This is a genomic window from Haloferax marinisediminis (assembly GCF_009674585.1).
Classification (GTDB): domain Archaea; phylum Halobacteriota; class Halobacteria; order Halobacteriales; family Haloferacaceae; genus Haloferax; species Haloferax marinisediminis.
This window is the reverse complement of the sequence record NZ_WKJP01000001.1, coordinates 2,517,389-2,543,460: the sequence shown is the minus strand read 5'-3', so window position 1 is coordinate 2,543,460 and position 26,072 is coordinate 2,517,389. Positions and strand designations below refer to the sequence as shown.

The following is a 26,072-nucleotide window of genomic DNA, read 5'->3' as shown; positions in this document are numbered from 1 at the left end:
GCTACGCGGGAACCACCACAGCGTCTTCACTAGCAGGCTTCAGACGAACATTGACGGTCGTTCCGGCGTCGGTCACGTCGAAGTCGATAGACCCGTTCGACTGCCTGACGAGCCACGTAACCAACCACAGTCCGATTCCGCTTGTGTGGTGGAGTTGTGTCTCGCCCGCTTCGATGACTGATAGCTCTTCGGGGGGGACACCGGGGCCATCGTCGGCGATATCAATGATGACCCACTCGTCGGCGGCCGTCACCTGCACGTCGATGTTCGGTGCCGCCCCACAATGTTCTGCCGCGTTTTCGACGAGGTTGTCGAAGAGCACTTCCACGATGGGCGTGGCGACGACAGCAACTTCGTCGGGACCGGACAGCGAGAGCGAGGCGTCGGGCCAGTCACGGGCGACCCTGTCGACGACTGTTCGCAAGATATGCATCAACTCGACGGTCTGCCGCTCTGCGTGTCGGTCGAGTCCCTTCTCGATTGCGCGAATCTTCTCGGCCAGTTCCAGTAGTTCGTTGGTGCGGTTCTTGACACGAGTTCCCGCCATCTCCTTCGTCTCTTCGTCGGCGTCCGGTTCGGTCATGAGTTCTGCGTATCCTCCAACGACGTTGAGGCCATTTCGGATGTCGTGTCGGAGGATTCGGTTGAGTACGGCGAGGCGTTCCTCTCGTTGCCGCGCGTCGGTGACGTTGTGGAGCGTGACGATTGACCCTTGAATCCCGTTTCTGGAGTCTGAAAGCGGCGACACCCTCACGTCGTATCTCTGGTCGTCTGGTGCGCGGTAGCTGGTCGGTTGTTCCATCTGTGTCGCCCCGGTTGGGACAGCGAGGTCGGGCAGCACGTCGTCGAGTTGGCGGCCCACGATCTGCTGTGAAGACACCCCGAGCGCCTCTGCTGCCGCGGGGTTGATGTCGGTGACGACGTTCGACCTGTCGATGACGAAGACGCCGTCAACCATCTCCTCGATAACGTGTTCACGGGCGATATCACGGGCCAGAGGATGGGCCCTGAACAACCCGTACTGCGAGTCTGCAACGACGAACAGGAGCATTGCAACCGTGAACGCGAACGGGGTCGGGTCGAACTCGAAGGGCGCGAGTCCGACGTTGTACGCCACGTTCGGGACCAGAACGACGAAGAGTGCGAGTCCAATGGCACGGTGTTGGTTACGGAGCGTCCCCCGATTCGTGATGCCGCTTCGACTGAGTCTGACGAGCCCCCAGACGAAGAGGAGGTAGCTATACGCGAAGAATATGTAAAACACCGGTCCCTTTTCGAGAGATAACGTCTCCATTTCGCCGAGTGGGACGACGGTGACGTCCGTCCAGACCAGTGTCGTCTCGGGCCACAACAGCGCACCCATAACGTAGCCTGTCGAGACGATGAGTCCCACCGCCCACACACCTAATGGCATCGGTCGACTCCCTGTGTACGACGTGACGAACGTGAACCACAGCACTGGAATCGGAACAATGCAGAAATATATCAGCTGGTATATAAATACCATATCCGCCTTCGAACTGACGGTGAGTTGGGCAGCGTAAAGTCCACACCACGTGCCGACGGCGACGAGTAGGCCTCCGAGTTCTTTCGCTCCCGGTCTGTCACGCCGGCGCCGAACGAACGTGGTGGCGACGACAAACGCGGCCAGAGAGACGCCGACGAGAAGCACTATGGGTGCGGAAAGCCCACCGTTCATCGGTTGAATCTTTGACTATGAGTGCATTACTGCTTCGGTAGATTATCAAATCAGAAAAATAGACGCGGATAATTGGACGTTCTGACAAAACTCAGACAAAAGGAGGGATTCGTCTGCAAACCGCGTAGGCGGTGCTTATTCGTCGTCTTCGTCGGCGTCGCCCGAGGGCGCGATGCCGCCGATGATTGCGTCGGTGTCAGCGTGTTCGTAGAGCAGGGTGCGCATGCGCTCGACGGTGCGCTCGTCGCGGGTGCGCCCCGTGCTGACGATATCTTCGGCGCGGTCGGTCACAGAGAGCGTGTCGCCGTTGACCAGCATGACAGGGACGCCCTTCTGTTCGGCCTTGCCGATGACGGCACCGACGGGTCGGTGGCCGCCAGTGAGGATGATACACTTGACGCCCGGTGCTTCGAGGGCGGCACGCTGGATGTTCGCGCGGTCACCACCGGTGATGACGGCGGCGTTCTTGGTGCGGCGGAAGTAGCGAAGTGCCGCGTCGCCGCCCATCGCGCCGACGAGGAAGCGTTCGACGAACGCGTCGGTCGGGGCGTCGGTGGCGAACTCTGCACCGAGTTCGTCTGCGAGTTCCTGCACCGTGACGCCGGCGAGGTCCTTCTCGGTCGGGACGACGCCGAGGACGGGGACACCGCGTGCTTCGAGGAACGGCGCGACTTCCGTCTCCAGTTCGTCGTAGACGGCGTCGCTCACGCGGTTGAAGACGACGCCGGTGAGTCGGTCGCTCCCGATGTCTTCGATGGCCGCGACCACGTCGTCGAGGTCGCTCGGCTGTTTGTAGTCGGCGACGAGGACGACTTCTGCGTCGAGGAGTTCGGCGATGTCGGCGTCCGTGAGGTCGACGATGCCGCCGGTCCGGTAGGACCCACCGCCTTCGATGAACATCAGGTCTTTACCGGCCGAGATGTCCTCGAAGTGGTGCGAGATGACTTCGGAGAGTTCTTCGTTGTTTTCCTTTCCGCGAATCGCACCCTGGATGAAGGTGGGCGAGTAGACGACGGGTTCGAGCTGGTGCATCTCGGCGTCGATGTCGAGGAGTTCCCGAGCGAGCATCGGGTCTTCGTCGAGCGTCTTGCCGACGCTGGACTGCAGGCGCGTCCCCTTCGGCTTCATGTAGCCGACGTCCAGTCCGCGTTCTTTGGCGAGGAGGCCGAGTGCGAGTGTGATGGCGGTCTTCCCGGTGCTTTCTCCGGTCGAGGTGACGAGTACCGTGTTCATTGTTGAATGATTGGTTGTTGAGGTGTTTAAAGTTCGTCCGGGTCCACGGTCAGGCGAACGTCGACTGCCTTGACGCCGTCGGGGAGTGCGACGAGCGGGTTGATGTCGAGTTCGAGGATAGCCGGGAAGTCCGTGACGAGTTGTGAGAGACGCTGGATGGTCTCGGTGATGCCACCGATATCGACGGGGTCGTTCCCACGGGCACCGCGGAGCATCGGTGCTGCGTCGATTTCCTTGGTCATCTCTTCTGCTTCTGACTCGGCGACGGGTGCGACGCGGAACGTCGTGTCTTCGAGAATCTCGACGAAGATGCCACCGAGGCCGAACATCATGAGCGGACCGAACTGCGGGTCACGGTTCATACCGACGATGGTCTCGACGCCGTCGTCGAGGTTGACCATCTCTTGAACCTGCACGCCGAGGATGTTGGCGTCTGGCTGGTAGTTCTTCGCGCGGGTGATGAGGTCCTCGTAGGCGTCGTAGACGTCCTCGTTCTCGACACCGACTTTGACGCCGCCGATGTCGGACTTGTGGAGGATGTCCGGACTGACGATCTTCATGACGACATTGCCGTCGATTTGCTCGGCGACGTCGAGGGCGTCGGCCGGGTCGTCGACGATGTCGCCTTTCGGCGTCTCGATACCGTAGGCGTCGAGCAGTTCCATGGCCTCGACACCGAGGCGCGTCTCGTCGCGTGCTTTGACGGTTTCGAGAATCTCACGGGCACGCTCGCGGTCCACGTCGAACTCGGTGGGTGCGTCGTACTCGCGCTGGCGGATGTCGGCGTACTTCGCGAGGGCTTCGAGGCCGTCGACGGCACGCGAAGGGTCGAAGTAGTTCGGGATGCCGGCGTCTTTCATCAGGTCGGACGCGGCGTTGACGCGTTCGCCACCCATGAAACAGGCCGCAATCGGCTTGTCGTGTTTCTGCTGGAGTTCGACCGTGTCCTCGGCGAGTTGGTTGTAGTCGAGAACGGCCGTGGGTGCCGTGAGGACGATGGCGCTGCCGACGTTCTCGTCGGCGAGAGCCACGTCGAGGGCGTTCTTGAAGCGCTCGTTGTCGGCGTCGCCGACGATGTCGACCGGGTTGTAGATGTTCCCTTCCGGCGGAAGCGTCTCGGAGAAGTTCGACAGCGTCTCGTCGGTGAAACTCGCCATCTCGAGGTCGGATTCACCGATGGCGTCGGTCGTCATCACACCGGGACCACCGGCGTTCGTGATGACGGCGACGTCTTTGTTTTCGGGCAGTGGCTGGTCACCCAGCACGCGCGCAGTGTCGAAGAGGTGCTGGACGGAGTCGGCGCGGATGACGCCGGCCTGTTCGAGACCCGCCTCGTAGGCGGCGTCCGAGCCAGCAATCGTTCCGGTGTGCGACGATGCGGCCTGCGCACCGGCGTCGGTCTTTCCGGACTTCACGAGGACGATTGGCGTGTCCTTCGTCACGTCGCGGGCGGAGTCGATGAACTCGCGACCCGCGCTGATGCCTTCGAGGTAGCCGATGATGACCTCGGTGTCGGGGTCGTCGTTCCACGCCTCGATGAAGTCGGCTTCGTCGAGGACCGCCTTGTTACCCAGCGAGACGATGTCCTTGAAGCCGATGTCTTCGTCGTTGGCCCAGTCGATGACTGCCGTGATGAACGCACCCGACTGGCTCATGAAGGACATGTTGCCGTCGAGGGCCATGTCGGGGCCGAACGTCGCGTTCATGCCGACGTCCGTGTTCATGATGCCCAGACTGTTCGGGCCGACGACGTTCATGTCGTAGCTCTCGGCAATCTCACGAAGCTCCTGCTCGCGGGCTGCACCTTCACTGCCCGTCTCGCCGAAGCCGGCCGTGATGACCACCGCGTTCTCGATGCCTGCCTCACCGGCGGACTTCATCGCAGGAAGCACCACCTTCGGAGGGACGACGATGACCGCGAGGTCAGCGCCCGTCTCCCCAACGTCACTGTAGCACTGCAGGCCGAACAGTTCGTCGTACTTGGGGTTGACCGGGACGACCTCACCGTCGAACTCCTCGATGAGGTTGTCCATGATGGCCCGGCCAATGGCCCCTTCGCGCTCGGTCGCGCCGACCACTGCGATTCGGTTCGGCGCGAACAACTCGGATAACTCTCCCATCATCTGGTGATACCCAGAGACGACTGATAAATTCGGGGGTGTGACCGCTCTCACGGCCTTTGGTGGCACGCTACAGTAGCGCAATTAATTAGGATGGTTCGTGATTTATTCACCGAAATCTCGACTCAAATAGCTGTCGTGCGAGCTCTGAACGAGGGCCCGTATTCGCTCCCCAAACACCTATAGGAACACCCAGAAAACCACGGGCTATGTCGTACCCTGCTGACAAGACGCCCCTCCACGAGACGACCGGTGTTCGAATTGCGGTGGTGGTCGTTCTCCTCGTGACACTCGCGTACTCCCTTCTCATCGCCCAGCAAATTCTCCTGTGGGTGTTCCTCGTCGTGGGCGCAGTCTCACTGTGGTTCGCTGCCCGTCTCGTCGTCGCCATGGAGCAGATTGCGAGACACCTCGGCCGACTCGCCGACGCCGAATCTGAAGACCGAAATTCTGCCAAAAACAGGGAATAGAACGCTCCTGACGAGTGAACTCTCGCATTGGTGAGGGCCAGATTAATCCGACTCCGTCCGTTCTGAACCATAGACTGTCTGCTCAGGGTGGAAATCTTCGCAGAGACGCATGCTCACCGCTGTCCCGGCCGATTCGTCCGTTTTCGCCGATTGTCGAGGAAAACGGAGCGTATCGATTATCTGAGGGTTTTGTACACGCTTCAGTGCTCCTTAACTAACTATGGAGAGTGCTATGTTATCTACGTAATGTACCCGTTACAAGTCACACTAACAGACTCACTCGCACAGTTGACGAGCGAAGTAATCGCGTTCCTTCCGAACCTCGTCGGTGCCATCGTCGTCCTTGTCATCGGTTGGCTCGTTGGACGATTCGTCGGTCGAATCGTCGCCGGCCTCGCAGACCGAGTCGAACTCGACAAGGCAGTACTCACGACGCCGATTGGAGACATCCTTGGCGGAACAGAAGCAGCAGTATCCGGTGCGTTCGGGACGCTCACGAGATGGTTCGTCTACGCAGTCACCATCGTCGCAGCCGCCGACGTCCTCTCGGTACCACTGTTCTCCGAGTGGGTGTCGACGGCCGTCTCGTACGCTCCGGCGTTCGTTGCCGGTCTACTCGTCATCGTCCTCGGGTTCGTCGTCGCCGACTTCATCGGTGACGCCATCAAGGGCACTCGCGCGGCCACCGAGACGTCGTACACGAACCTCTTCGCCGTCGGGACTCGCGTCTTCCTGTACTTCACCGCAGTCGTCATCGGTCTGAGCACGATGGGTATCGACGTGGCTATCCTCTTCACCATCGCACAGGCGTTCGCGTGGGGTCTGGCAGCCGCCATCGCAATCGGCGTCGGTGGCGCAGTCGCCTTCGGTGCTCGCGACTACGTCTCCGCCAACGTCGAACGCTGGATGGGCTCGGCCCGCTCTGTCGCGGCGTCCCCCGTCTCCCCGATGGGAAGCGATTCGGACATGTCCGAGGGTGCGTCGCCCGCCGACGACTGACCACTTCGAACACGTTCCCTTTCTCTCGTTTCTTTGGTGGGCGCAATTGCGTTCGAGTAGCCGCAGTCCCACCAGTCAACTTGCCTCTCTCGTCGTTGGGAAAGTCAGATTTACCAATTTCTATAAATAATAGCTGATTCTAGTTTTTGGTTCGACGAAACCTCTCGTGCCCAAATTTTAGGCCATCCGAATTTAGGTGGGCCGAATTCTATCTAAAATATGATAATACTTATCGGCTTCGAACAGCTACTCCTCGTATGGACCAATTCGCTGCCCTCGCATTCGTCTTTATCGCGGGGCTTATCACGGCAATCGCGACCGGTATCGGCGCGCTTCCGTTCTTCTTCGTCTCCGACGTGAGCGACCGCTGGAACGTGGCGCTCTGGGGCATCGCCTCGGGTATCATGGTCTCCGCGTCGCTGTTTGGCCTCGTTCTCGAAGGCCTCGCCAACGGGACGCCGTTGCAACTGGGTGTCGGCCTTTTGGCTGGTGTCGCCCTCGTCGTCGTCGCACACTACATCATCGAGGGTGCCGAGGTCAACCCGAAAAAGTACGAGGAGGCAGACTTCCGGAAACTGCTGTTGATTCTCGGTATCCTCACCGTCCACAGTTTTCCTGAGGGTGTCGCCGTCGGCGTCTCCTTCGCCGACCTTGGACTCGGTGGCGGCGTGGAACTGTTCGGATTCGCCGTTCCACTGCTCGCCGTGTTCATGACCATCGCGATCTCGATTCACAACATCCCCGAAGGACTCGCAATCTCTATCCCACTTCGCACGATGAACGTCTCCAACTGGAAACTCGTCTGGTGGGCCATCTTCTCGAGCCTGCCCCAACCGATTGGGGCCGTCATCGCGTTCTACTTCGTACGCATCGCCCGCGAGTTCCTCCCGTTCGGGTTCGGGTTCGCAGCGGGTGCGATGGTGTTCCTCGTCGTGACGGAGTTCATTCCCGAAGCACTCGAACTCGGTAAGCGTCTCCCACGCGGTGGCAAAGTAGAGTTACTCGCCGGACTCTCCGCCGGATTCGCCATCATGATTCCGCTGGCGTTCATCTAACTCTCGCTCGCGTTCGTCTTCGACTGCTCTCTCTTCTGTCTCTGTCTCCGACTCCGACTCTATCTCTGCCTCCGGCTCCGATTCCTGTCTTTATCCCTGTCCCTGCGCGTCTCTATCCCCGTCCCAGTGCTGTTGCTCCCAGCACGATACCCACTGTGCGAAAAAGATCGGTTGCCGTTCGGTGTCGACGTTCGCTTAGTGCGAGTGACCGAGTGCGTCGGAGAGTGCGACGCCGAAGCGGTCTTCGAACAGGTCTTCCATCTTCTCGTTGATTTCGGCGATGTCAGCCGGTGCGCCACCCTCGCTGTGGTGTGCGACGACGTGTGCCTGCTGTGCGAACGCCTGGACGACGACGTCGCCGACGACGCTCGTCGGTTCTTCGCCCTGCTCTGCGAAGATATCGACGAGGCCTGCAGGGAGTTCGATATCTTCGGAGTCACCGTTCGGTCCTTCGATGGTGTACGTCTCAGTTTCGACCATGCACTCACGTGAGACCGGGCGCGGGTTAAGGCTTGAGTTTACGGGCGTCGAGGACGCCATTCCGGTGGGGTGTTTGGGGCGGTCGGCGCGACCTCGGTGGCACTCAGTCAGTCTGTGGAATCGCCATCGTCCCCACGACGAAGAACGCGACGGCGAGGACGGCGAGGATGGCGAGGTTACCCACCCAATCGCCACCCGTGTAGGTGAGCGCCCGGACACCGCGAGCGAAGTACGTCAACGGCGAGACGTTCAACGCTGGTTGGAACCACGCCGGGAGTAAGTCGGGCGTCACGAACGTCTCCGAGAGGAACAACAGCGGGAGTGCGATAGCGTTGCTGGCTGCGATGACACCGTCTTGTGAGTCGGCGACGCTCCCGATGATGGCCCCGAGGCCGCAGAAGAGCGTCACACCGAGTGCGATGAACGGGACGAGCGCGAGCGTCGCCGCCGATAGTGGAATCGACGCGCCGGTCACGAGAAGCGAGAGCACGAGGAGCAACAGTGCTGCGAGGCCGATGACGACGACGTTGACGAGCGCGTGCGCGAGAAGCCACTCCCTACGCGTCAGCGGTGTCGTCGCCAACTTCTCGAACCGGTTTCCCTCGCGGTGCCGTGCGATGGTGCTCCCGACCCGAGACAGCGGCGTAAAGAGCACGACGACGGCGAGATAGCCGGCGATGTAGTACTCCTTTGGTTCGGCGAACAGGCCGCCGCCGGTGGGTTGGGTCTGTACGAGCGCACCGAAGATGACGACGATGATGGCCGGGAAGAAGAACGTGAAGAAGACTGCCGTCCGTCGGCGGAGGAACGAGTGCCACGAGGCGACGAACTCCGACTGGACGCGTTCGAGACCGCTCATCGGTCACCTCCGATTGCGGCGGCGGCAGCAGGTCGTGCCGCTTCGAACTGCTCGCCCGTGAGCGAGAGATAGACCTCTTCGAGTCCGGGCTGTTTCCACACGAGTGACTCGTAGACGATACCGGCATCGTCGAGGGCATCGACTGCGTCGCTTATCTGGCGCGGGCCGACGCCGTAGACGGTGAGTCCGTCGTCGGTCACGTCGCCTGTGAGTGAGTCGGGCAGCGAAACCGAATCGAGGTCGGCGTCGCCAGCAGTTCTGACGACGAGTCTGCTCTCACCGCCGTATTCGGCGACGAGTTGGTCCGGTCGTCCGACGGTGACGAGTTTCCCGTCGTTGAGCAACCCGACGCGGTCGGCGAGACGTTCGACCTCTTCCATCGAGTGACTGGTGAGGAACACCGTCGTCCCACGCTCGGCGAGACGGTCGATGAGTGTCCAGAGCGCCCGGCGACCCGCCGGGTCGATACCGGTCGTGGGTTCGTCCAGAAAGAGGACGTCTGGGTCGTTCACGAGCGTCAGTGCGATACAGGCACGCCGCTGTTGGCCGCCCGAGAGGTTCTCGTACCACGTATCACCCGCGTCGGCGAGTCCGACTTCGTCGAGGACGACGTCCGGGTCGCGGGCACCGTCGTAGAGGCCGGCGTAGTACGCGACGAGTTCGCGGGCGGTCAACCGTCCTGCCGGTCGGAAGTCCTGCGGCAAGAGGGCGAGTCGCTGGCGGTCGACCGCTGTGGGGTGGTCGCCGAGAACGGACACAACACCTCCGTCCGGCGTGGTCGTGCCCGTCAGGGCGCGAATCAACGTCGTCTTCCCCGCGCCGTTCGGACCGATGAGGCCGAAGACCTCTCCCTCGGCGACCGACACGGAGACACCAGACAGCGCCTCCACGTCGCCGTAGGACTTCGTGAGGTCGTCGGCGACGAGTACCTCGTCCATGTCGTACCCGACGGACCGGTCGGGTGGTAAGGGATTCGGAATCGGCGTTGGGTTCGACGGTCGTCGGGTACAGGTTCCCCGGAGGAAGTCTTACTCTCGGTGCGCCCCTTCACGGTGACATGAACGGTTCTCGGCGCGAGTTCCTCACGGCGACTGGAACGGTCCTCCTCGGCGGTCTCGCAGGGTGTACGGGCGCCCCGACCAGTGGTCAAACCGGCGGAACGACAGCCCAATCACCCGACGGAGCGACGACCGACGCCGGTGGCGGAGGAAGCGGGAACGGTGGTGAGACTGGAGACCTCTCTTCCCTCGAACTCAGATACGAGACGCTCGCCAGCGGATTCACGTCCCCCGTCGATGTCGCCATCCCCGACGCGTTCGACGGTACGCGGCGCTTCGTCGTCGACCAACCGGGCCTGTTGTGGCTTCACGACGACGCTGGACTCCAGTCGGAGCCATACCTCGACATTACGGACCGCGTCGTCGACCTCGCGGGCTACGACGAACGCGGATTCCTCGGCCTCGCGTTCCATCCGAACTTCGCCGACAACGGCCGGCTCTTTCTCCGCTACAGCGCCCCGCGACGGGGTGGTACGCCGTCGAACTACAGTCACACGTTCGTCCTCAGCGAACTGACCGTAGACCCCGAGGCGACGACTATCTCGGCCGACTCCGAGCGAACGCTCCTCGAAATCCCGCAACCGCAGGCCAACCACAACGCGGGTGCACTCGCGTTCGGCCCCGACGGCTACCTGTACGTCGCCGTCGGCGATGGCGGCGCAGGCAACGACGAGGGACGCGGCCACGTCGACGACTGGTACAGCGCAGTGAGCGGCGGAAACGGGCAGGACGTGACGCAGAACCTCCTCGGCAGCATCCTCCGAATCGACGTGGATACGGACGGTGGTGTCTCTGGCGACGACGACAAACCCTACGGAATCCCGGAGGACAACCCACTCGTCGGCCGCGACGGATTCGACGAACAGTACGCGTGGGGACTTCGGAATCCGTGGCGACTCTCCTTCGACGGCGAGGACTTCTACGTCGCCGACGTGGGACAGGGGATGTGGGAAGAAGTGAATCTGGTCGAGAACGGCGGCAACTACGGATGGAACGTCCGCGAAGGCGCACACTGCTTCCGTGCAGGCGACTGTCCGACTGAGACACCGGACGGTGACCCGCTCATCGACCCCGTGTTGGAGTACCCGCACTCTGGAAGCGGCCCCTCTGGTATCGCCGTCATCGGTGGCTACGTCTACCGTGGCGAGGAGATTCCGGCGCTCTCGGGCGTGTACGTCTTCGCCGACTGGCGGTCAGGTGGTCGTCTGTTCGCCGCCCGCCCGCAGGAGTCGCGGCCGTGGGATATCGTCGAGATTCCCATCACCGACCGTGACGGCGGCGGTGAGAACGTCCTCGCGTTCGGCCGCGACCCGGCTGGCGAACTCTACGTCTGTACGAACGACAGCACGCGAGCCAGCAGAACGACCGGGACGCTGAATCGCCTGCGAGTCGCCTGAGCAAACCGGGTTGTCGAGTCAGTCGTCGCCGCCGACGTTGACTCGTCGGCCAGTCGTCGCCGACTCGTACGCGGCCTCGGTGAGTGCCGTGACCCGAAGTGCGTCTTCAGCGGGGATTGCGAGGTCGGCTTCGTCGCGGGCGGCGTCGACGAAGTTTCGGAGTTTCTTCTCGGTCAGCGTCTCGAAGTCGGGTTCGCTGGGAGTCGCGCGGTACGTCGTCCCCGCTTCGGTCACCTCGATGCTCTCCCCATCGAAATAGAGCATCCCTTCGGTGCCGATGATACGCAGGGACTCACCCGGGTCAGGGATGCTCGGCCCGTCACCCGAGACGGCGACGCTGGCCGTGAGTCGCTCACCGTCTCTGTCGAGGACGACGGCCAGTGCAGAGTTCACGTCCACGTCGTAGCCCCGGTGGTCGACGGCCGCGGCGACGGTGACGGGTTTCGAGCGCGTGACCCAGAGCATCGCGTCGAGGAGGTGCGACCCCGAGTCGTACAGTTGGCCGCCGCCGGAGAGCGCCGGGTCGCCGCGCCACTCGTCTTTCGTCCACTTTATCCACTCCTGTTCGAGGTGGCAGACCACCATGTGCGGGTCGCCGATGCGTCCCGAATCGACGATGCGGCGCAGTTCGTGAAATCGCGGGTCGAAGTGTCGTTGATAGCCGACGGCGAGCGTGAGTCCGAGTTCGTCTGCGCGGTCGATGAGCACTCGTGCGCCGCCGAGGTCGGTCACCATCGGCTTTTCGAGGTGGACGTGGAGTCCTGCGTCGAGTGCGGCGAGTGCCTGGTCGAAGTGTTTCGTGTGCGGCGACGCGATGGTCACGGCGTCGAGGAACTCGCCTTCGAGGAGTTCGTCTACTGACTCGTACGTCGGAACGCCGAACTCGTCGGCGAAGCGTTCCCGGGCGTCCTCGACGGGGTCGACGCCGGCGACGATACTCACGCCGTCCATCTCATCGAAGAGGCGGCACTCCATCACACCGAGGTTTCCAAGACCAACTCCGGCGACTCTAAACATAGATTACATGTCGTGGGCGGGCGGCAAAAGCGTGCGGGCGTACGACCGTCTCGAACCACACCTCTCCGAACGCCGCGACTTCGAAGACCGAGGGTGAACGTCTCGCCGCAACTCTCACTCTTTAGTCGCCGGCAGTCCTGTCATCGAGTATGAGCCTCGACTATCGACGACTCGGTTCGACAGGAACCCGCGTCTCCGAACTGTGTTTCGGGACGTGGCGCTTCGGTCGACGAACTGGCGGCGTCTTAGAGACGGACGAGGAGGACGCGCACGAACTCCTCGACACCTACGAGGAACTCGGTGGCAACTTCATCGATACCGCCAACGTCTACGGCGACCCCAACGGCACGTCAGAGGAGTACATCGGGAACTGGCTCGCCGAGCGTGACCGCGAGGACTACGTCGTCGCCTCGAAGGTGTACTTCCCCTTCGACGAGGACAACCCGAACAGTCGCGGTCTCTCCCGAACCCACATCCGCAACCAAATCGAGGGGACGCTCGACCGCCTCGGAACTGACTACCTCGACCTCTACTACATCCACCGCTGGGACGACGAGACGCCCATCGAAGAGACGCTCCAGACGCTGAACGCACTCGTCGAAGAGGGCAAGGTGAACTACCTCGGTGCTTCCACGATGGCGGCGTGGCAACTCACGAAGGCGCTCTGGAAGTCCGACGTGAACGACTACGCCCGCTTCGACGTGACCCAACCGCTGTTCCACGCCGGCTACTACGAGGACGTCAAAGACTACCTCGACGTCTGTGGCGACCAAGAGATTGCCGTCTGTCCGTACTCGCCGCTCGCGGGTGGGTTCCTCACCGGAAAGTACGAACGCGCCGACCCGGACGACCCCTCCGCGTACGTCGCTCCCGACGGCTCACGTGGTTCGTTCGACGAGCGATTCGAGAAGTTCTACCTCTCCGAGCGCGGGTGGCACGTCCTCGACGAAGTTCGCGCCGTCGCGGACGAAGTCGACGCCAGTCCTGCACAGGTCGCGCTCCGATGGCTCATGGACTACCCAGAGGCGACTGTCGTGCCAATCGTCGGCGCACGGACGACCGAGCAACTTCGTGAGAACGTCGGTGCGGCCGACGTCGACCTCTCGACGGACCAGTGGGAGCGCATCATGAACGCCCGCTACGACGAGGAAGGTCGGCGCTGGGGTCACTGAGCGGCCACCTTCCAACCGCGATTTTCACGCGATTCCGAGGTCTCTGAGGAAGTCGCAGACGACGTGTGCGTAGAGGACGACAGCGACGAACGCGGCGAGTAACGTGGCACCCGACAGCGCGAGTCCACCCACGACGACGCCTCCGATGAGATGGTGGCTCAGGAGTCGCTTGCGGTTGAAGTCGCCCTCCATGCCGACGAATATCTTCTCCTGTTCGACGATGCCGACTCGCGGGTTCGTCACGGCGAGTCTGAGGTTCTGCCAGTCTCCGCGCTCGACGCGGGCGATGACGAAGTGGTCGAGGTCGATGAAGACGCTCACCAACACGGAGAGAGTGACGAGGAGCGGCAGCCCTCCGGGTGGCCCCAACGCCAGCGCTGCGACTGTCCCGACGACGAGTCCGACGGCCGCGTGTTCGAGTGACTTCACGATTCGAGCGGGCTCACGTGCCGACGTGCGGACGAACCCGCCGGAGAATCAGGTCTGGGTCGTACTCGTCTTCGGATTTGTCCCAGATGCGTTCGCCGTCGACGGAGACGGTGAGGACGCCGTGGTCGCCCGTCACGAGTGCGACGCGGTCCAGTCGTTGGCCGAACTGCTGGAGGAGGTGATGTTGTATCTCTTCGGCGCGGCCGAGGAAGCCACAGGGGACGCAGTACTCGATTTCGACGTCGGTCATACCCCGTGCTACACGACGGACGAGTAAAAACGAGGCGGCGCAGAACGAAAGGAATCCGCTGAATCTCTACTTGCCAAATCCGGGTCGCCACCGGAGCAAGACAACGGTGACGAGGAAGACGAGCGTCGAGAGGTCGTACGAGAACGTCGTCACCGTCAGCGCCAGCGCCGTCCCACTACCGAAGACGCTCGTCGCGAGCGACGTGAGAATCGGCCACGAACACGAGACGCACGAGAAGAGGCCGACGAGACCCGAGACTGCCGCGCCCGCCGCTTCGACGACGGTGTCGTAGACGAGGAAGGCGAGGGCGGCGTAGCCGATGACGCGCGCCGGCATGAGGATGAGGTTGAACAGGTCACCACCGTAGACGAGTGCTGGTCCCCATCCCGGCGGGAGGAACGCGACGCGGAGGCCCTCTGTACCACCCGGAACCGGTGCGGTGACGAGACCGCCGGCGACCGCCAAGAGTGCGAAGTATCCGAGTGCAATCGCGGCCGCACGTCGTTTCGTTTCGGTCGACGCGGTCGGCACTCGCGTGTCGAACAGGACCCAGAGGCCGACGACGACCCACGTGACGCCGTAGATGGCGTATCGGGGCGCGCCGACGCTCGCGTCTGTGAACAGCAGGTAGACGAACGCTAGAATGAGCGTCGTGTTCACGGCGAACGCTGCACGGAGGAGGCTGGACCGCGACGGGCGGGGGAGTGCGGTTGCAGTTGCCATATTCAGAGGGCGAGGGTGTCGACGACGATGGCGAGGAGCAACATCCCGAGGTACGCGTTCGAGGCGTGGAATGCGCGGAACGCTGCGGTGTCGTCGCGTTCGTAGTGCAGACGCACCACGAAGTAGAGGAACGCGCCGCCGAAGATGACGCTCGTCAGGAAGTAGACGACACCGAGTGCGTCCATGACGGCGAGCCCGGCGGCGGCGATGAGGGTTGCGCCGAGCCACCAGACGATGTGCTTTCGTGTCTCGGTCTCACCGCGAACGACGGGCATCATCGGGAAGCCACCGCGAGCGTAGTCGTCCTTGTACGCCAGCGCGAGGTTGTAGAAGTGCGCCGGCGTCCACAGGAAGATGACGGTAGCGAGGACGAGGCCGCCGAGGCCGATCTCCCCGGTGACCGCGACCCATCCGATGAGTGCCGGAAGCGCGCCCGCCGCGCCGCCGATGACCGTGTTCTGCACGGTGTTTGGCTTCAAGATGAGCGTGTAGACGACGCTGTAGAACGCGATTGCGACGAGTCCGAGGACGGCCGCGAGCCAGTTGACGGACGCAAAGAGCGCCACCGACGCCACTGCCAACAGCACGCCGAACGCGACCGCGTTGCGGACGGGGACGAGGTCCACTGCCAGTGGTCGGTCGCTCGTCCGTTGCATCCGGCGGTCGATGTCACGTTCGAGGACGTGGTTGAACGTCCCCGACGCGCCGATAGAGAGGACGCCACCGCCGAGCGTCGCCGCGATGACCTGTGGCGTGAGCCCGGGCGAGACCGTGCCCGCGAGCGTCATCGCCGCCGACGCGACGAGACACAGGAGCCACATCAACCGCGGTTTCATCAGGCGGAAGTACGCCCACGCCGTCGCCTTCGCTCGTGCGACTGGGTCTGTGGGTATCGGTGGGCGTTCTCCGTCGTCCGTCGGCGGCGCCATCGAGGGCGACCCGACGGGTTTGTCGGAGGGGTCTCCGGTTACTTCTTCGAGTGTCCACGCGAGCGCGACGAGGAGGCCGCCGAAGATTGCCATCCCCACCACGAGGTGGAGTGTCGAGAGCAGTGCACTGGCGCCAACGGTTGCGACGACTGCGCCCAGTCCGGCCTGCGCCGGGTAGAGCGCCGCCGAGACGGTCACTGTGGCTTTGACTCGCCGGGACGCATCCGAGCGCCAGACGGAGACGAGCGTCACGAGTGCCAAGAGACCGACGAGAACGGCGGCGATGCGGTGACCGAACGCGACCCAGCCGTCGAGCGTCGACGGGAGTGTGAATCCGTCGCCGCACGCGGGCCACGCGGCACACGCAGCAGTCGCATCGGTGAGCGCCGTCGTCGCGCCGACGAGGAGTAAGACGTAGACTCCCATCGCCGTCGCAGCGAGTAGGCCATGGAACGTGTTGGAAGCGCGCGTCGTGGCCACTATATTCACCTACGGAGGGTTTAGGCTAGCCTGTATTTAGGAGCCCCGCTTTTTGTGCCAGAACACGTGCCGTAGCCCCCCATCATATGCGGGGGAGTCGTTGATAAATGACGGCGTGAGAGTCGGTACGCATTTATGCGGTTGTTCCTAACTCCCGTTCAGCATGAGAAAGACGCGCTTCGCGCTCGCGTCCCTGTTTGCAGCGGTCGTGATGGCACTCGTCGCCACCCCCGCCGCCGCGCAGGCGTCCACTACGGTTGAGCTTATCAACCAGTTGAACGGGAAGCTTCTGTACGTCGCTATCCCGATTACCGTGATGGTCGAGGCCATCCTCCTCTACACGGTAATCAAATTCCGCAACAGCGAGCGCGCACTGCCGACCAGGGAGAACCGCCGACTCGAAATCACGTGGACCATCGCCACCGCCATCATCCTGCTGTTCGTCGGCGTCGCCTCCTACGGCGTGCTGGCCAACGAGGACGTCACCTACCAGGGTAACGACATCGATGCGGACAACGACCCGGTCGTCGTCACGGCAGAGGCGTACCAGTGGGGTTGGAACATGTACTACCCCGAAGAGGGTAACTTCACCTCGGGCTCCGAAATCGTCATCCCGAAAGACCGTCCGGTGTACTTCCAGGTGACCTCACAAGACGTGATACACGGGTTCGCCGTCCCTGAACTCGGCCTCAAGCAGGACGCGATGCCCGGCAAGATGAACACCATCCGGACTGTCGCCACTGAAGAAGGCACCTACCAGGGCTACTGTACTGAGTACTGTGGTGTCGCACACTCGCAGATGTACTTCACCGTCGAAGTCGTCTCCGAAGAAGAGTACCAGAACTGGCTCGACGAGCAGCAGTCCAGCGAGTAAGCGTCTGGCTTTTCCACTTTCTCTCCCTACTGAGTGACGACGCCGTCACTCGAAACGATTGTCTTCAGTTCGATGGTACGTGAGAATCGACGGTGGGCGTCGAACTGCCACTCGTGTCAGCACCGACGGTCGATGATACGGTCGATGATGCGCCCTGTCGAGAGGAGTTCGTCGTCGTAGGTCTTGTCGCGTGGAGTCGCCCGAGCGACTTCGCAGTCGATGCCACGCTCGGTGAGTGCGTCCTTGAGTGCCGCCTCGTCGTGGTGTTGGTCGTAGCCGAGGACGATGACGCTGGGGTCAATCTCCTCGATAGGGACGAAGATATCCTCGGGATGGCCGAGGTGTGCTTCGTCGACGACGTCGAGGGCAGCGACCATGTCGCGTCGCTGTCGGTCGTCGAGTATCGGTTTCGGCTTGTGTGTCACGTTCTCTCTGCGCGCGATGATGACGTGCAGTTCGTCGCCCATCGCTTTCGCGTCCGACAGGTAGTGGACGTGGCCCGGGTGGAGGATGTCGAACGTTCCCTGTGCGATAACTCGTCTCATCGGTCTAACTCAGCGTCGATATCTTCCTGTGTGAAGTCGAAGAACGATTCTGGGTCCGGGAGGTCGACGTCGATGACCGGGAGGTCACGTGGGTCGCCAGACTGGTCGAACGTCTCCCAGTCGTTCGGTCCGTACGGGTGACCCATGATGATGTGCGCGGTCCCGCTTCCGAAGGTGTCGAGGTCCGCGTCGCTCGGGCGGAGGACACCGTTCGGGTGCGAGTGAATCGACCCGACGGCCCGGAAGTCGTTCGGGACGAGGTCGTTCCTGACGGTCGCACTGTAGGGGTCCGAGACGGTCCCCGGAATGACCAGTACGTCTGTCACGACGAGGCCGTCGCGGTCGAGGCCGAGTCGGGTCGCATCCTCGCCACGGAGGAGTCCCATGTACTCGTTCGGATGTGTCTCCGCAGCGGCCTCGAGCGCGAAGTCGAGGGTCTCGGCGGCGATTCCGATGACCTCTCGCGACCGGAAGAGTCGCATACCGATTCGTCCGCGGGCGCTCCATCTAAGGGTTCCGGAACAGTCGGTGGCCGAGGGTGGGCAAACCGTCATACTGAGGTCGACGGGCCGTACAGTCTCCCCTTGTGACGCTCTCACGGGACATCATCGACCGCGTGACGCGTGCGCTCGGACGCGACGCGACTGCCGTGTCGACGACAGAACTCGACGGGGGCCACGTCGGACGAGTCTACCGACTCGACTTCGCGGAGCGGAACCCGGTCGTCGTCAAAGTCGGAGAGACACCACTCGATGTCGAAGCCGCGATGCTCGATTCCCTCTCTCGGGCCGGCCTCCCGGTTCCACAGGTGTACGTGGCCGACTCCGACTTCCTCGTCCTCGAGTACGTTGAGGGAACGTCGACACTCGACGAACGGGCCCAACGTGACCTCGCCGCTCAGCTCGCCGCACTTCACGAAACGACCGCTCCGGCGTTCGGATTTCCGTTCGACACGCTCTCTGGGCCGTATCGACAACCGAACCCGTGGACCGACTCGTGGGTCGAGTTCTTCCGTGACCAGCGACTCCTCCCGTGGTGCGAAGCAGCGATGTCAGCAGGGCTTCCGACGTCGACTGCCGACCGAATCGACGCCGTCGCCTCGGACCTCGATTTCCTCCTTACGGAGCCATCGGCACCGCGACTCGTCCACGGCGACGTGTGGCCAGCCAACCTTCGCGTCCGAGACGGCCGAGTCGTCGCGTTTCTCGACCCAGCGTGTTACTACGCACATCCAGAAGTCGAACTCGCGTACATCGACTGGGTCGATGGGGCCGGTGACGCCTTCTTCGACGCCTACGACGAACGGCGACCTCTCGACCCCGGGTTCTTCGAGGAGCGCGCCCCCGTCTACGCACTCTTCCCGCTTCTCGAACACGTCCGCGTGTTCGGGTCGGAGTACGTCCCGGCAGTTCGAGACGTGCTGGACGAACTTGGCTACTGAGCCGTGTACTCCTCGTCTGGGCGATATCGCTCACGAGATGCTTTTGTAAAGCTTAACACCACCCCCGAACCTAGCCAGACTATGAGCGACGAGCACGCCGGGGATTCCGGCGCCGACTCGGGTCCGAATTCGGACTCACGACCTATCGTCTACGATCTTGCACCGAACTGTACCGTAGAAGACACCGAAATCGACGCGTACTACCACGCCGTGGTTAACGGCGTCGTCGAGTACGGCATCTTCGTCGACATCTCTGATTCGGTCTCTGGACTCATCCACGAGTCGAACCTCTCGACAGACTACGAGGTTGGCGACCGCCTCGTCGTCCGTCTGGAAGAAGTCCGAGAGAACGGCGACATCGCGTTCGCCGAGGAGACGCCCGACAACTACCGGACGCTGATTGTCGAACACGAACCGACCATCACGCCCATCTCCGACCTCGCGGTCGGTGAGACGGTCACCATCGAGGGTATCGTCGCCCAAATCAAGCAGACTGGCGGCCCGACTGTGTTCCGCATCGCCGACGACTCGGGTATCGTCGCTGCCGCCGCCTTCGAAGAGGCCGGCGTCCGTGCGTTCCCACAGGTCGACTTAGACGACGTCATCCGCATGAGCGGGACCGTCGAAGACCACGAAGGAACGCGACAACTCGAAGTCGACAACCTGTCTGTCCTCGAAGACGAGGCGGGCGAGGAAGCACGCGAGCGAATCGACGCTGCACTCGACGAGCGCGCCGAACCCGAGGCCGTCGAACCCCTCGTGGAGTGGCCAGCGTTCGAAAAACTCCGTGACGACCTCGAAGATGTCGCCCGACTCCTGCGCCGGACGGTCCTCGAAGGGCGCCCAATCCGCGTCCGTCACCACGCCGACGGTGACGGCATGTGTGCGTCTGTTCCGGTTCAACTGGCCCTCGAACGACTCATCACCGAGGTCCACGACGACCCAGACGCCTCGCGGCACCTGTTCAAGCGCTTGCCCAGTAAGGCACCATTCTACGAGATGGAAGACGTCACGCGCGACCTGAACTTCGCGCTGGAAGGCCGCGCCCGCCACGGCCAGCGACTTCCGTTCCTCCTCATGCTCGACAACGGGTCGACCGAAGAGGACGTCCCCGCCTACGAGAACCTCGCCCACTACGACGTTCCCATCGCCGTCGTCGACCACCACCACCCCGACCCCGACGCGGTCAACCCGCTCCTCGACGCCCACGTCAATCCGTACCTCCACGACGAGGACTACCGCATCACGACGGGCATGATGTGCGTCGAACTCGCGCGGATGATTCACTCCGACGTGACCGACGAACTGCGTCACGTGCCCGCTGTCGCCGGTCTCTCGGACCGCTCGAAGGCCGAGGTCATGGACGACTACATCGCGCTGGCCGAAGCGGAAGGCTACGACCGTGAAGAACTCCTCGACGTGGGTGAGGCACTCGACTACGCCGCACACTGGCTTCGCTACAACGACGGCGCATCCATCGTCAACGACGTGCTCAACGTCGGGTGCGACGACGAGACGCGCCACCGCGAACTCGTCGAGTTCCTCTCGTCTCGCGCCGAGCGCGACGTCGAACGGCAGCTCGAAGCGGCCGAACCCCACCTCGAACACGAACGGCTCGACAGTGGTGCGAACCTCTACCGCATCGACCTCGACAAGTGGGCCCACCGGTTTACCTACCCTGCACCGGGGAAGACCACGGGCAAACTCCACGACCAGAAGGTTCGCGAGACGGGCGAGCCGGTCATCACTATCGGCTACGGCCCCGACTTCGCCGTCCTCCGGTCCGACGGCGTCCGCCTCGACATCCCGCGGATGGTCGCCGAACTGAACGAGGAAGTCGTCGGCGGCGGCGTCTCCGGTGGCGGCCACCTCGTCGTCGGTTCGATTAAGTTCGTCAGCGGCATGCGCGAGGAAGTTATCGACACACTCGTCGAGAAGATGGCCGAAGCAGATATCGACGAAGAACTCTCGACGACGGCGTAAGCCGACGTCCGCGTTCGACACACGCACAGACGACCCTCATCCTTCGAACTCGACCCTCCTGAGCGCCGCCAGTCCGACGAGGACGGCCGCAACGGCCGCGACGACGAGTGATGGTCGTCCTCCTCGCTCGCTCGCGTTCCAGTCGGCGTCGAACACCTCACGATAATACGTCGCCGCTGCGGGGTCCACGAGAGCAACAGCTACCTCCCGGTTCTTGCGGGCAGAATGCCGATTCCAGTTGAGACTGCCGACGACGACGGTATCGTCGGCGACGACGCCTTTTGCGTGGACCGCGCCGTAGCGCCCCGCAGGGCGAGCGAGGCGAACCGAGAGTGGATTCCCAGTTCGGTCGGCCCATCGGTTCAACCGGTCGGCGAGTTCGCGGTTGTCGTCGTCGACGTACCACGCACTTCCGAGCAACAACCGGACGCGGACGCCTCGTTTCGCCGCTCGCTTCAACGCGACGACGAACGGACCGTCACCTTCGACACTTGGTTGTATCACGTCGATTCGGCGGTCTGCGCCGTCCAGTCGGTCGACGACCGCCTGTTCGGCGTTGTCCGGCGCGAGGATGACGGCGATACTGTCGACCCGAACTGTTTTCGGGGCCACGCGAGCGGGGAACGACCCGTTCGCCACGTCGGTGACGACGAACTGGCGGCCTGTTCGAAACAGTTCCCAGCGGCGAGTCGCGGGCAGAGCGGCATCGTCCGCGAACGTCGATGCGAGGTCGGTTGCGACGCTCGGTGAATCGACGACGACACCCCATCCACGACTCTTCGACCCGCCCGTCCCGGCGGGTTTCCAGTTCTCCGTGGTGATGAGTGCCTCGTCGTCGACGACGGCGTACTTCGCGTGGTGAAACGAGTGCGGGTCACCGACGACGCGCACCGTGACTCCCGACGCGGCGAGTCTGTCGAGGACGCGGGCCGACGCTTCGGGGAACCCGCCAACGGGGGCGTCATCTACGAGCACTTCGACGTGAACTCCTCGCTCGTGGGCGGCCACGAGTGCGTCAGCAACGCGTGGCGACGAGACCACGTAGCCGGCGAGGAGGATACGTTCGTCGGCAGTTCGGAGCGTCGTCAGTGGAACCGTGGGCGAGTCAGGGAGGACGAAGAGTGTCGCCTCGGCCGAACCGTGTGTCGAGACGGGTCGCCTCGGAAGCGTTCGCGGCCACCACTGCCACACTCCATCGCGGCGTTCGAGCAGTGCCCCCTCTCGGCTCCTGTCGTAGACGAGTCGGTCGACGACGTGGCCGTCCACGCTGAGCGTGACCGTTTCGCCGCTGTTCGCGAGGTCGAGACCGGGAGAGACGACGGGGTGGTTCGTGAGGTCCGCCGTTGCTCTGGAGTCCGTTGTGACGGCGACTGCTCCACCGGGGGCGACGAAGGACGTTCGCTGTTCGCCGTCGTCGAGGGTGAGGTTGGCCCCCTCAGGCGCGGTGACGACGACGAACTCCCCACGGTCGTCGGGAGTTGCCGGGTCGGGGAGCGCGGCGACGATGTGGGCCTCAGGTGGGTCGGTCGTGGGTGTACTGGGTGGACCGGTGGTGGCCGCAATCGGTGTGGGGGCGACGGCGGCGAGTACGATGACGACGAGGGCGACCCGGTGGAACACACCCCGCGGTGGGGCCGTAATGGTTCAAAAAGGTTCGTCGCGGAGCGGTGTTCTCCCGACGCTGCTCGCTGGGTTATTCGGTGGCAGGGAATCCTTGGATTCCGACGTCGAGTTTCATCAGACTCGGTTTCGGGTCGGCCGAGAACGCGAGGTTGACGATGAAGACGGACGTCTCTTCACCCTCGGTAGTTCCAAACGTCACGTCTGCAGGGCTGTCGAGAACGGGGGCCCCGTCTTCAGTCACGCAGTCTTGGTCTCTGTCTCTGTCTTGGTCCTGCTCACCGTCTTGGTCTCCGTCCCGGTCTCTATCCTGGTCTTGGTCTCCGTTCTGCTCTTGCTCTCCGTCGTCGTCAGTATCTTCGTCGTCCTGTCCGTCGTTCTGCGCGAGTACCTCGACGTTTGCGTCAGGCGAGACACGGACGATTTGGTTGCCTCTGTTGTCAGCGACGTAGAGGTTTCCGTCGACGTCCATCGCCAGACCGTCTGGACCCGCCAGTCCATCGACGAACACAGACGCTTCTCCTGCGGTCCCATCTTCGTTGACTGGAATCGCGACGATAGAGCCGCGAGCGATGTTGGTCACGTAGACGGTCGCTCCGTCTCTCGAGACCTGAATCCCGTCGGCACCAAAGTCTTCGCCCCCGGCGAGAAGTGGGCTGTCGGACCACACTGTTGCCTCGTCTTTTCGAACCTGCCAGACCACGCCGCTGAGGCTATCCGTGACGAGGAGGGAATCGTCGAAGAGTACGAGGTCGTTGGGGAACGTGAGCGCACCCGCTGCGAGCGGCGTAATCTCTGCGAACAGTTCGGGCGCTTCTCCTTCCTTCACCGTCCAGATACCGTTCGTCGCAGATTCGCCTGGGTCTTCTTCGAGTTTGTCGAAGTCGCTCGCGAAACAGACGTACACAGTCCCGTCGGCGTCGACTTCGAGCCCGATGGTCCCGACGAGGAAGGTTCCACTGACGGGGAACACCGCGAAGGGTGGAACACCCTCGGCGGCGTTCGGTTGTTCGAGCTCGTTGTCGGGGCCGAACTTCCAGACGTGCCCGAGCGACGCGATGCTCACGTACTTGTTTCCGCTCGCGTCGATTGCGACGTTCTCCGGAAGTTCACCGGGGAACGTCATCTGTGGGGTCGGACGAGCGAACTCGTACAGGAGTTCTAGCTGTCCTACAGCAGTATCATCCGATTGCACCTGCGTCGCCGCAGTCGTCGGTTCGCTCGCAGCCAGACAGCCGGCGGCAAGCGTCATCCCGCCTACCCCGAGTGCCTTCAACATCGTTCTCCGTGATGTGAATAGTGTCATCGTTTGCTCACCACCATGTGCCGCCCGATTACAGAAGTCTCACTGTCACCGAGGGTCAGTCGGGCGTTCAGTAGAAAGTAGAGTTTGTTGGCTGATTGTTATATTTCTGCAAAATATGTCATACAGTTGTGGAGTGACGTTATACGAACCAATAAGCTGTTTAAATGTCATGTTCTGCAGACTCACGGATCAGCGATTCGTATCCGACCGTCCCCGAAAAAATGCCGCCGTTCGTACTGAGACTCTCAACTGGGTACGGGCGCTCAGCGTTCGATTGGAAGCCCCTCGATACCGACGTCGAGCTTCATGAAGCTCGGTTTGGGCGCTTCGAACTGGGACGTCAGTGCAAGATTGACGATGAACAGCGTCTCGCGTTGGTCCTCTGTGGCTCCGAACGTCACGTCCGCTGGCTGGTCGAGAACGGGGACGCTGTCGGTCTCGGGTTCGTCCGTGGTCGTTTCCGTGTCGGTGGTGGTCTCCTCTTCGGAAGTCGTCGTCTCTTCTTCCGACGTGGTTGTCTCCGCTTCAGGTGTGGGAGTGTCAGTGTCCGTCGTCTCTTCTCCACCTGCTGTGGTCGTTTCCTCGTCTGTTGTGTCAGTCGCCGCCTCGGTCGTCGTTTCCTCCTCGGTGGTGGTCTCTTCTTCGGAAGTCGTCGTCTCCGCTCCGTCTGCTGTAGTCGTCTCTGCTTCAGGTGTGGTCGTCCCTTCCTCTGTCGTTGTCTCCGCGTCAGCCGTGGTCGTCTCCGTTTCACTGTCCGTCTCGGCCATCACCTCGTTCTCGGCGAGTACTTCGACGTCTCCGTCGGGCGTGATGCGAAGGATTTGATTCGCGCCATTGTCGGCGACGTAGAGGTTCTCGTCGACGTCCATCGCGAGGCCGTCCGGGGCGACGAGCCCCTCGACGAACACTTCGGGGTCGTCTGGGTTCCCGAACGAATCGAGTGGAATCTTGACGATCGTCCCTTTCCCAGTGTTCGCCACGTAGAGGGCGTCTCTGTCCTCCGTGAACTGGAGACCGTTCGGGCCGAATTGGGGTGCCCCGTCGACCGGTGCCGGTGGGGCGAGCGGACCGGTCGGGAAGTCGTCCTCACCGTCCCACAACTCACCGGCCCACACTTCCGTCCGACCCCGTTTGACTTCCCAGATAACGCCGCTGAAGCTGTCGGTGACGAGCAATGAGTTTTCGAGCAGCGTGATGTCGTTGGGGAACGACGGGAAGTCTTCGATGTCGTTCGAAATCTCTGCGTAGAGTTCGTACGTCCCGTCGTCGTCGATTTCGTACACACCGTTCGTTTCGGCGTCTTCCGAGCTCGACAGGTCACTCACGAACGCCGAGTAGAGCCTTCCATTCGGGTCGTATTCGACGCCAGTCGGCCCGACGAGGAACTCTTCTGTCGATTCGAACTGGAGGAACGGGGGGTCGACCGGTTCGTCGTCCGCTCCGAACTTCCAGATTTGTGACTGCGATGGGACGCTCACGAACTTGTTTCCATACGGGTCGGTTGCGACGTTCTCCGGGAGTTGGCCGAACGGAGGTTCCTGCGGTGAGCCTTCCGGCGGTTCGAACTCGTAGATGAGTTCCAGTTCGCCGACGTCGCTCGACGCGTCGTCCGACTGTGCCGATATCGCTGTCGCTCCACCAGCGAGTACCACTCCGCTCACGCCGAGCGCCTTCAGTGCCGCTCTCCGCGAAATCTGGGTTTCCATGTCTGTTAACACCATCATGTGTCCACCACTCTCGGAATCGCTACGTCACGCTCCGAGGGGTGTTAAGGAGCCCTACAGTTCCTCGCCGATTTGTTATATCTGTGATAAGACAGACCCACTGGTCCGGTGTTAAAGTCAACATGTTGATATTTTTCTTAGCAATATGTTAATCCTTACTGTCAACAGAAGAACACAGAGACAGCCCGTATGGGTGTTATGCCGGTATT

24 protein-coding genes are annotated in these 26,072 nt (G+C 62.5%); 8 read left to right on the top strand and 16 right to left on the bottom strand.

Annotated features, from left to right (window positions below):
• Window position 1: 1 nt before the first annotated feature.
• The 3 genes from GJR98_RS13185 to acs all read right to left on the bottom strand — a co-directional run bounded on the left by GJR98_RS13185 (window position 2) and on the right by acs (window position 5,052).
• Entirely contained in the window at window positions 2-1,699 is a 1,698-nt protein-coding gene (locus GJR98_RS13185; protein WP_151139107.1) for a histidine kinase N-terminal 7TM domain-containing protein, read from the bottom strand.
• A gap of 135 nt (window positions 1,700-1,834) precedes the next feature.
• A complete protein-coding gene (locus GJR98_RS13180) occupies window positions 1,835-2,932 on the bottom strand; it encodes a phosphotransacetylase family protein (protein WP_151139106.1) in 1,098 nt (365 codons plus the stop codon).
• Window positions 2,933-2,958: 26 nt separating this feature from the next.
• Complete coding sequence (acs, locus tag GJR98_RS13175) at window positions 2,959-5,052, bottom strand: acetate--CoA ligase alpha subunit (protein WP_151139105.1); 2,094 nt, start codon at window positions 5,050-5,052, stop codon at window positions 2,959-2,961.
• Window positions 5,053-5,261: 209 nt separating this feature from the next.
• On the opposite strand from acs, the gene GJR98_RS13170 reads away from it, so the two are divergent.
• The 3 genes from GJR98_RS13170 (at window position 5,262) to GJR98_RS13160 (ending at window position 7,576) form a co-directional block, all read left to right on the top strand.
• Complete coding sequence (locus tag GJR98_RS13170; RefSeq protein ID WP_151139104.1) at window positions 5,262-5,522, top strand: hypothetical protein; 261 nt, start codon at window positions 5,262-5,264, stop codon at window positions 5,520-5,522.
• A gap of 246 nt (window positions 5,523-5,768) precedes the next feature.
• On the top strand, window positions 5,769-6,521 hold the full coding sequence (locus GJR98_RS13165; RefSeq protein ID WP_151139103.1) for a mechanosensitive ion channel family protein: 753 nt from the start codon (window positions 5,769-5,771) through the stop codon (window positions 6,519-6,521).
• A gap of 257 nt (window positions 6,522-6,778) precedes the next feature.
• Complete coding sequence (locus GJR98_RS13160; protein WP_151139102.1) at window positions 6,779-7,576, top strand: ZIP family metal transporter; 798 nt, start codon at window positions 6,779-6,781, stop codon at window positions 7,574-7,576.
• 195 nt (window positions 7,577-7,771) lie between these two features.
• Here GJR98_RS13160 and GJR98_RS13155 read toward each other — a convergent pair whose 3' ends face one another.
• The 3 genes from GJR98_RS13155 to GJR98_RS13145 form a co-directional block, all read right to left on the bottom strand.
• Window positions 7,772-8,056: a DUF7545 family protein gene (locus tag GJR98_RS13155; protein ID WP_151139101.1), complete on the bottom strand. Its 285-nt coding sequence runs from the start codon at window positions 8,054-8,056 to the stop codon at window positions 7,772-7,774.
• Between the two features lie 103 nt (window positions 8,057-8,159).
• A complete protein-coding gene (locus GJR98_RS13150) occupies window positions 8,160-8,915 on the bottom strand; it encodes an ABC transporter permease (RefSeq protein WP_151139100.1) in 756 nt (251 codons plus the stop codon).
• Window positions 8,912-9,853 (bottom strand): ABC transporter ATP-binding protein, encoded by a 942-nt coding sequence (locus GJR98_RS13145; protein ID WP_151139099.1) that lies wholly within the window; start codon window positions 9,851-9,853, stop codon window positions 8,912-8,914. Before GJR98_RS13145 ends, GJR98_RS13150 begins: the two co-directional genes overlap by 4 nt.
• 119 nt (window positions 9,854-9,972) lie before the next feature.
• Between GJR98_RS13145 and GJR98_RS13140 the strand changes: the two genes are divergently transcribed.
• Complete coding sequence (locus GJR98_RS13140; protein WP_151139098.1) at window positions 9,973-11,370, top strand: PQQ-dependent sugar dehydrogenase; 1,398 nt, start codon at window positions 9,973-9,975, stop codon at window positions 11,368-11,370.
• 18 nt (window positions 11,371-11,388) lie between these two features.
• Here GJR98_RS13140 and GJR98_RS13135 read toward each other — a convergent pair whose 3' ends face one another.
• Window positions 11,389-12,387, bottom strand: a complete 999-nt coding sequence (locus GJR98_RS13135; protein ID WP_151139097.1) for a Gfo/Idh/MocA family protein — start codon at window positions 12,385-12,387, stop codon at window positions 11,389-11,391.
• Between the two features lie 149 nt (window positions 12,388-12,536).
• Here GJR98_RS13135 and GJR98_RS13130 point away from each other — a divergent pair, with 149 nt between their 5' ends.
• A complete protein-coding gene (locus GJR98_RS13130) occupies window positions 12,537-13,559 on the top strand; it encodes an aldo/keto reductase (RefSeq protein WP_151139096.1) in 1,023 nt (340 codons plus the stop codon).
• Window positions 13,560-13,583: 24 nt separating this feature from the next.
• On the opposite strand, the gene GJR98_RS13125 is transcribed toward GJR98_RS13130, so the two are convergent.
• From GJR98_RS13125 to cyoE, 4 genes are all read right to left on the bottom strand, one after another.
• A complete protein-coding gene (locus GJR98_RS13125; RefSeq protein ID WP_151139095.1) occupies window positions 13,584-13,988 on the bottom strand; it encodes a hypothetical protein in 405 nt (134 codons plus the stop codon).
• A gap of 13 nt (window positions 13,989-14,001) precedes the next feature.
• Complete coding sequence (locus GJR98_RS13120) at window positions 14,002-14,238, bottom strand: SelT/SelW/SelH family protein (protein WP_151139094.1); 237 nt, start codon at window positions 14,236-14,238, stop codon at window positions 14,002-14,004.
• A 66-nt stretch (window positions 14,239-14,304) separates the two neighbouring features.
• Window positions 14,305-14,961, bottom strand: a complete 657-nt coding sequence (locus GJR98_RS13115) for a DUF7546 family protein (protein WP_151139093.1) — start codon at window positions 14,959-14,961, stop codon at window positions 14,305-14,307.
• 2 nt (window positions 14,962-14,963) lie between these two features.
• A complete protein-coding gene (gene cyoE / locus GJR98_RS13110) occupies window positions 14,964-16,370 on the bottom strand; it encodes a heme o synthase (RefSeq protein WP_151139092.1) in 1,407 nt (468 codons plus the stop codon).
• A gap of 163 nt (window positions 16,371-16,533) precedes the next feature.
• On the opposite strand from cyoE, the gene coxB reads away from it, so the two are divergent.
• Complete coding sequence (gene coxB / locus GJR98_RS13105) at window positions 16,534-17,244, top strand: cytochrome c oxidase subunit II (RefSeq protein WP_151139091.1); 711 nt, start codon at window positions 16,534-16,536, stop codon at window positions 17,242-17,244.
• A 116-nt stretch (window positions 17,245-17,360) separates the two neighbouring features.
• Here coxB and GJR98_RS13100 read toward each other — a convergent pair whose 3' ends face one another.
• Window positions 17,361-17,789, bottom strand: a complete 429-nt coding sequence (locus GJR98_RS13100; protein ID WP_151139090.1) for an adenylyltransferase/cytidyltransferase family protein — start codon at window positions 17,787-17,789, stop codon at window positions 17,361-17,363.
• Window positions 17,786-18,271: a Mov34/MPN/PAD-1 family protein gene (locus tag GJR98_RS13095; protein ID WP_151139089.1), complete on the bottom strand. Its 486-nt coding sequence runs from the start codon at window positions 18,269-18,271 to the stop codon at window positions 17,786-17,788. The genes GJR98_RS13100 and GJR98_RS13095 overlap by 4 nt, the downstream gene beginning before the upstream one ends.
• Window positions 18,272-18,375: 104 nt before the next feature.
• Here GJR98_RS13095 and GJR98_RS13090 point away from each other — a divergent pair, with 104 nt between their 5' ends.
• Window positions 18,376-19,230: a fructosamine kinase family protein gene (locus tag GJR98_RS13090; protein WP_151139088.1), complete on the top strand. Its 855-nt coding sequence runs from the start codon at window positions 18,376-18,378 to the stop codon at window positions 19,228-19,230.
• A gap of 81 nt (window positions 19,231-19,311) precedes the next feature.
• Window positions 19,312-21,213 (top strand): DHH family phosphoesterase, encoded by a 1,902-nt coding sequence (locus GJR98_RS13085; RefSeq protein WP_151139087.1) that lies wholly within the window; start codon window positions 19,312-19,314, stop codon window positions 21,211-21,213.
• Window positions 21,214-21,249: 36 nt separating this feature from the next.
• Here GJR98_RS13085 and GJR98_RS13080 read toward each other — a convergent pair whose 3' ends face one another.
• The 3 genes from GJR98_RS13080 to GJR98_RS13070 all read right to left on the bottom strand — a co-directional run bounded on the left by GJR98_RS13080 (window position 21,250) and on the right by GJR98_RS13070 (window position 25,863).
• A complete protein-coding gene (locus GJR98_RS13080; protein WP_151139086.1) occupies window positions 21,250-22,833 on the bottom strand; it encodes a phospholipase D-like domain-containing protein in 1,584 nt (527 codons plus the stop codon).
• A gap of 73 nt (window positions 22,834-22,906) precedes the next feature.
• Window positions 22,907-24,139 carry an SMP-30/gluconolactonase/LRE family protein gene (locus tag GJR98_RS13075; protein WP_151139085.1) on the bottom strand — a complete coding sequence of 411 codons (1,233 nt, stop codon included), beginning with the start codon at window positions 24,137-24,139 and terminating at the stop codon, window positions 22,907-22,909.
• Window positions 24,140-24,402: 263 nt separating this feature from the next.
• Window positions 24,403-25,863 (bottom strand): SMP-30/gluconolactonase/LRE family protein, encoded by a 1,461-nt coding sequence (locus tag GJR98_RS13070; RefSeq protein ID WP_151139084.1) that lies wholly within the window; start codon window positions 25,861-25,863, stop codon window positions 24,403-24,405.
• Window positions 25,864-26,072: the final 209 nt, after the last annotated feature.

Coding starts and splice junctions, on each gene's coding strand:
- GJR98_RS13185 (WP_151139107.1), bottom strand. CDS start 1,699: ATGAACGGTGGGCTTTCCGCACCCATAGTGCTTCTCGTCGGCGTCTCT.
- GJR98_RS13180 (WP_151139106.1), bottom strand. CDS start 2,932: ATGAACACGGTACTCGTCACCTCGACCGGAGAAAGCACCGGGAAGACC.
- acs (WP_151139105.1), bottom strand. CDS start 5,052: ATGGGAGAGTTATCCGAGTTGTTCGCGCCGAACCGAATCGCAGTGGTC.
- GJR98_RS13170 (WP_151139104.1), top strand. CDS start 5,262: ATGTCGTACCCTGCTGACAAGACGCCCCTCCACGAGACGACCGGTGTT.
- GJR98_RS13165 (WP_151139103.1), top strand. CDS start 5,769: ATGTACCCGTTACAAGTCACACTAACAGACTCACTCGCACAGTTGACG.
- GJR98_RS13160 (WP_151139102.1), top strand. CDS start 6,779: ATGGACCAATTCGCTGCCCTCGCATTCGTCTTTATCGCGGGGCTTATC.
- GJR98_RS13155 (WP_151139101.1), bottom strand. CDS start 8,056: ATGGTCGAAACTGAGACGTACACCATCGAAGGACCGAACGGTGACTCC.
- GJR98_RS13150 (WP_151139100.1), bottom strand. CDS start 8,915: ATGAGCGGTCTCGAACGCGTCCAGTCGGAGTTCGTCGCCTCGTGGCAC.
- GJR98_RS13145 (WP_151139099.1), bottom strand. CDS start 9,853: ATGGACGAGGTACTCGTCGCCGACGACCTCACGAAGTCCTACGGCGAC.
- GJR98_RS13140 (WP_151139098.1), top strand. CDS start 9,973: ATGAACGGTTCTCGGCGCGAGTTCCTCACGGCGACTGGAACGGTCCTC.
- GJR98_RS13135 (WP_151139097.1), bottom strand. CDS start 12,387: ATGTTTAGAGTCGCCGGAGTTGGTCTTGGAAACCTCGGTGTGATGGAG.
- GJR98_RS13130 (WP_151139096.1), top strand. CDS start 12,537: ATGAGCCTCGACTATCGACGACTCGGTTCGACAGGAACCCGCGTCTCC.
- GJR98_RS13120 (WP_151139094.1), bottom strand. CDS start 14,238: ATGACCGACGTCGAAATCGAGTACTGCGTCCCCTGTGGCTTCCTCGGC.
- GJR98_RS13115 (WP_151139093.1), bottom strand. CDS start 14,961: ATGGCAACTGCAACCGCACTCCCCCGCCCGTCGCGGTCCAGCCTCCTC.
- coxB (WP_151139091.1), top strand. CDS start 16,534: ATGAGAAAGACGCGCTTCGCGCTCGCGTCCCTGTTTGCAGCGGTCGTG.
- GJR98_RS13100 (WP_151139090.1), bottom strand. CDS start 17,789: ATGAGACGAGTTATCGCACAGGGAACGTTCGACATCCTCCACCCGGGC.
- GJR98_RS13095 (WP_151139089.1), bottom strand. CDS start 18,271: ATGCGACTCTTCCGGTCGCGAGAGGTCATCGGAATCGCCGCCGAGACC.
- GJR98_RS13085 (WP_151139087.1), top strand. CDS start 19,312: ATGAGCGACGAGCACGCCGGGGATTCCGGCGCCGACTCGGGTCCGAAT.
- GJR98_RS13075 (WP_151139085.1), bottom strand. CDS start 24,139: ATGACACTATTCACATCACGGAGAACGATGTTGAAGGCACTCGGGGTA.
- GJR98_RS13070 (WP_151139084.1), bottom strand. CDS start 25,863: ATGATGGTGTTAACAGACATGGAAACCCAGATTTCGCGGAGAGCGGCA.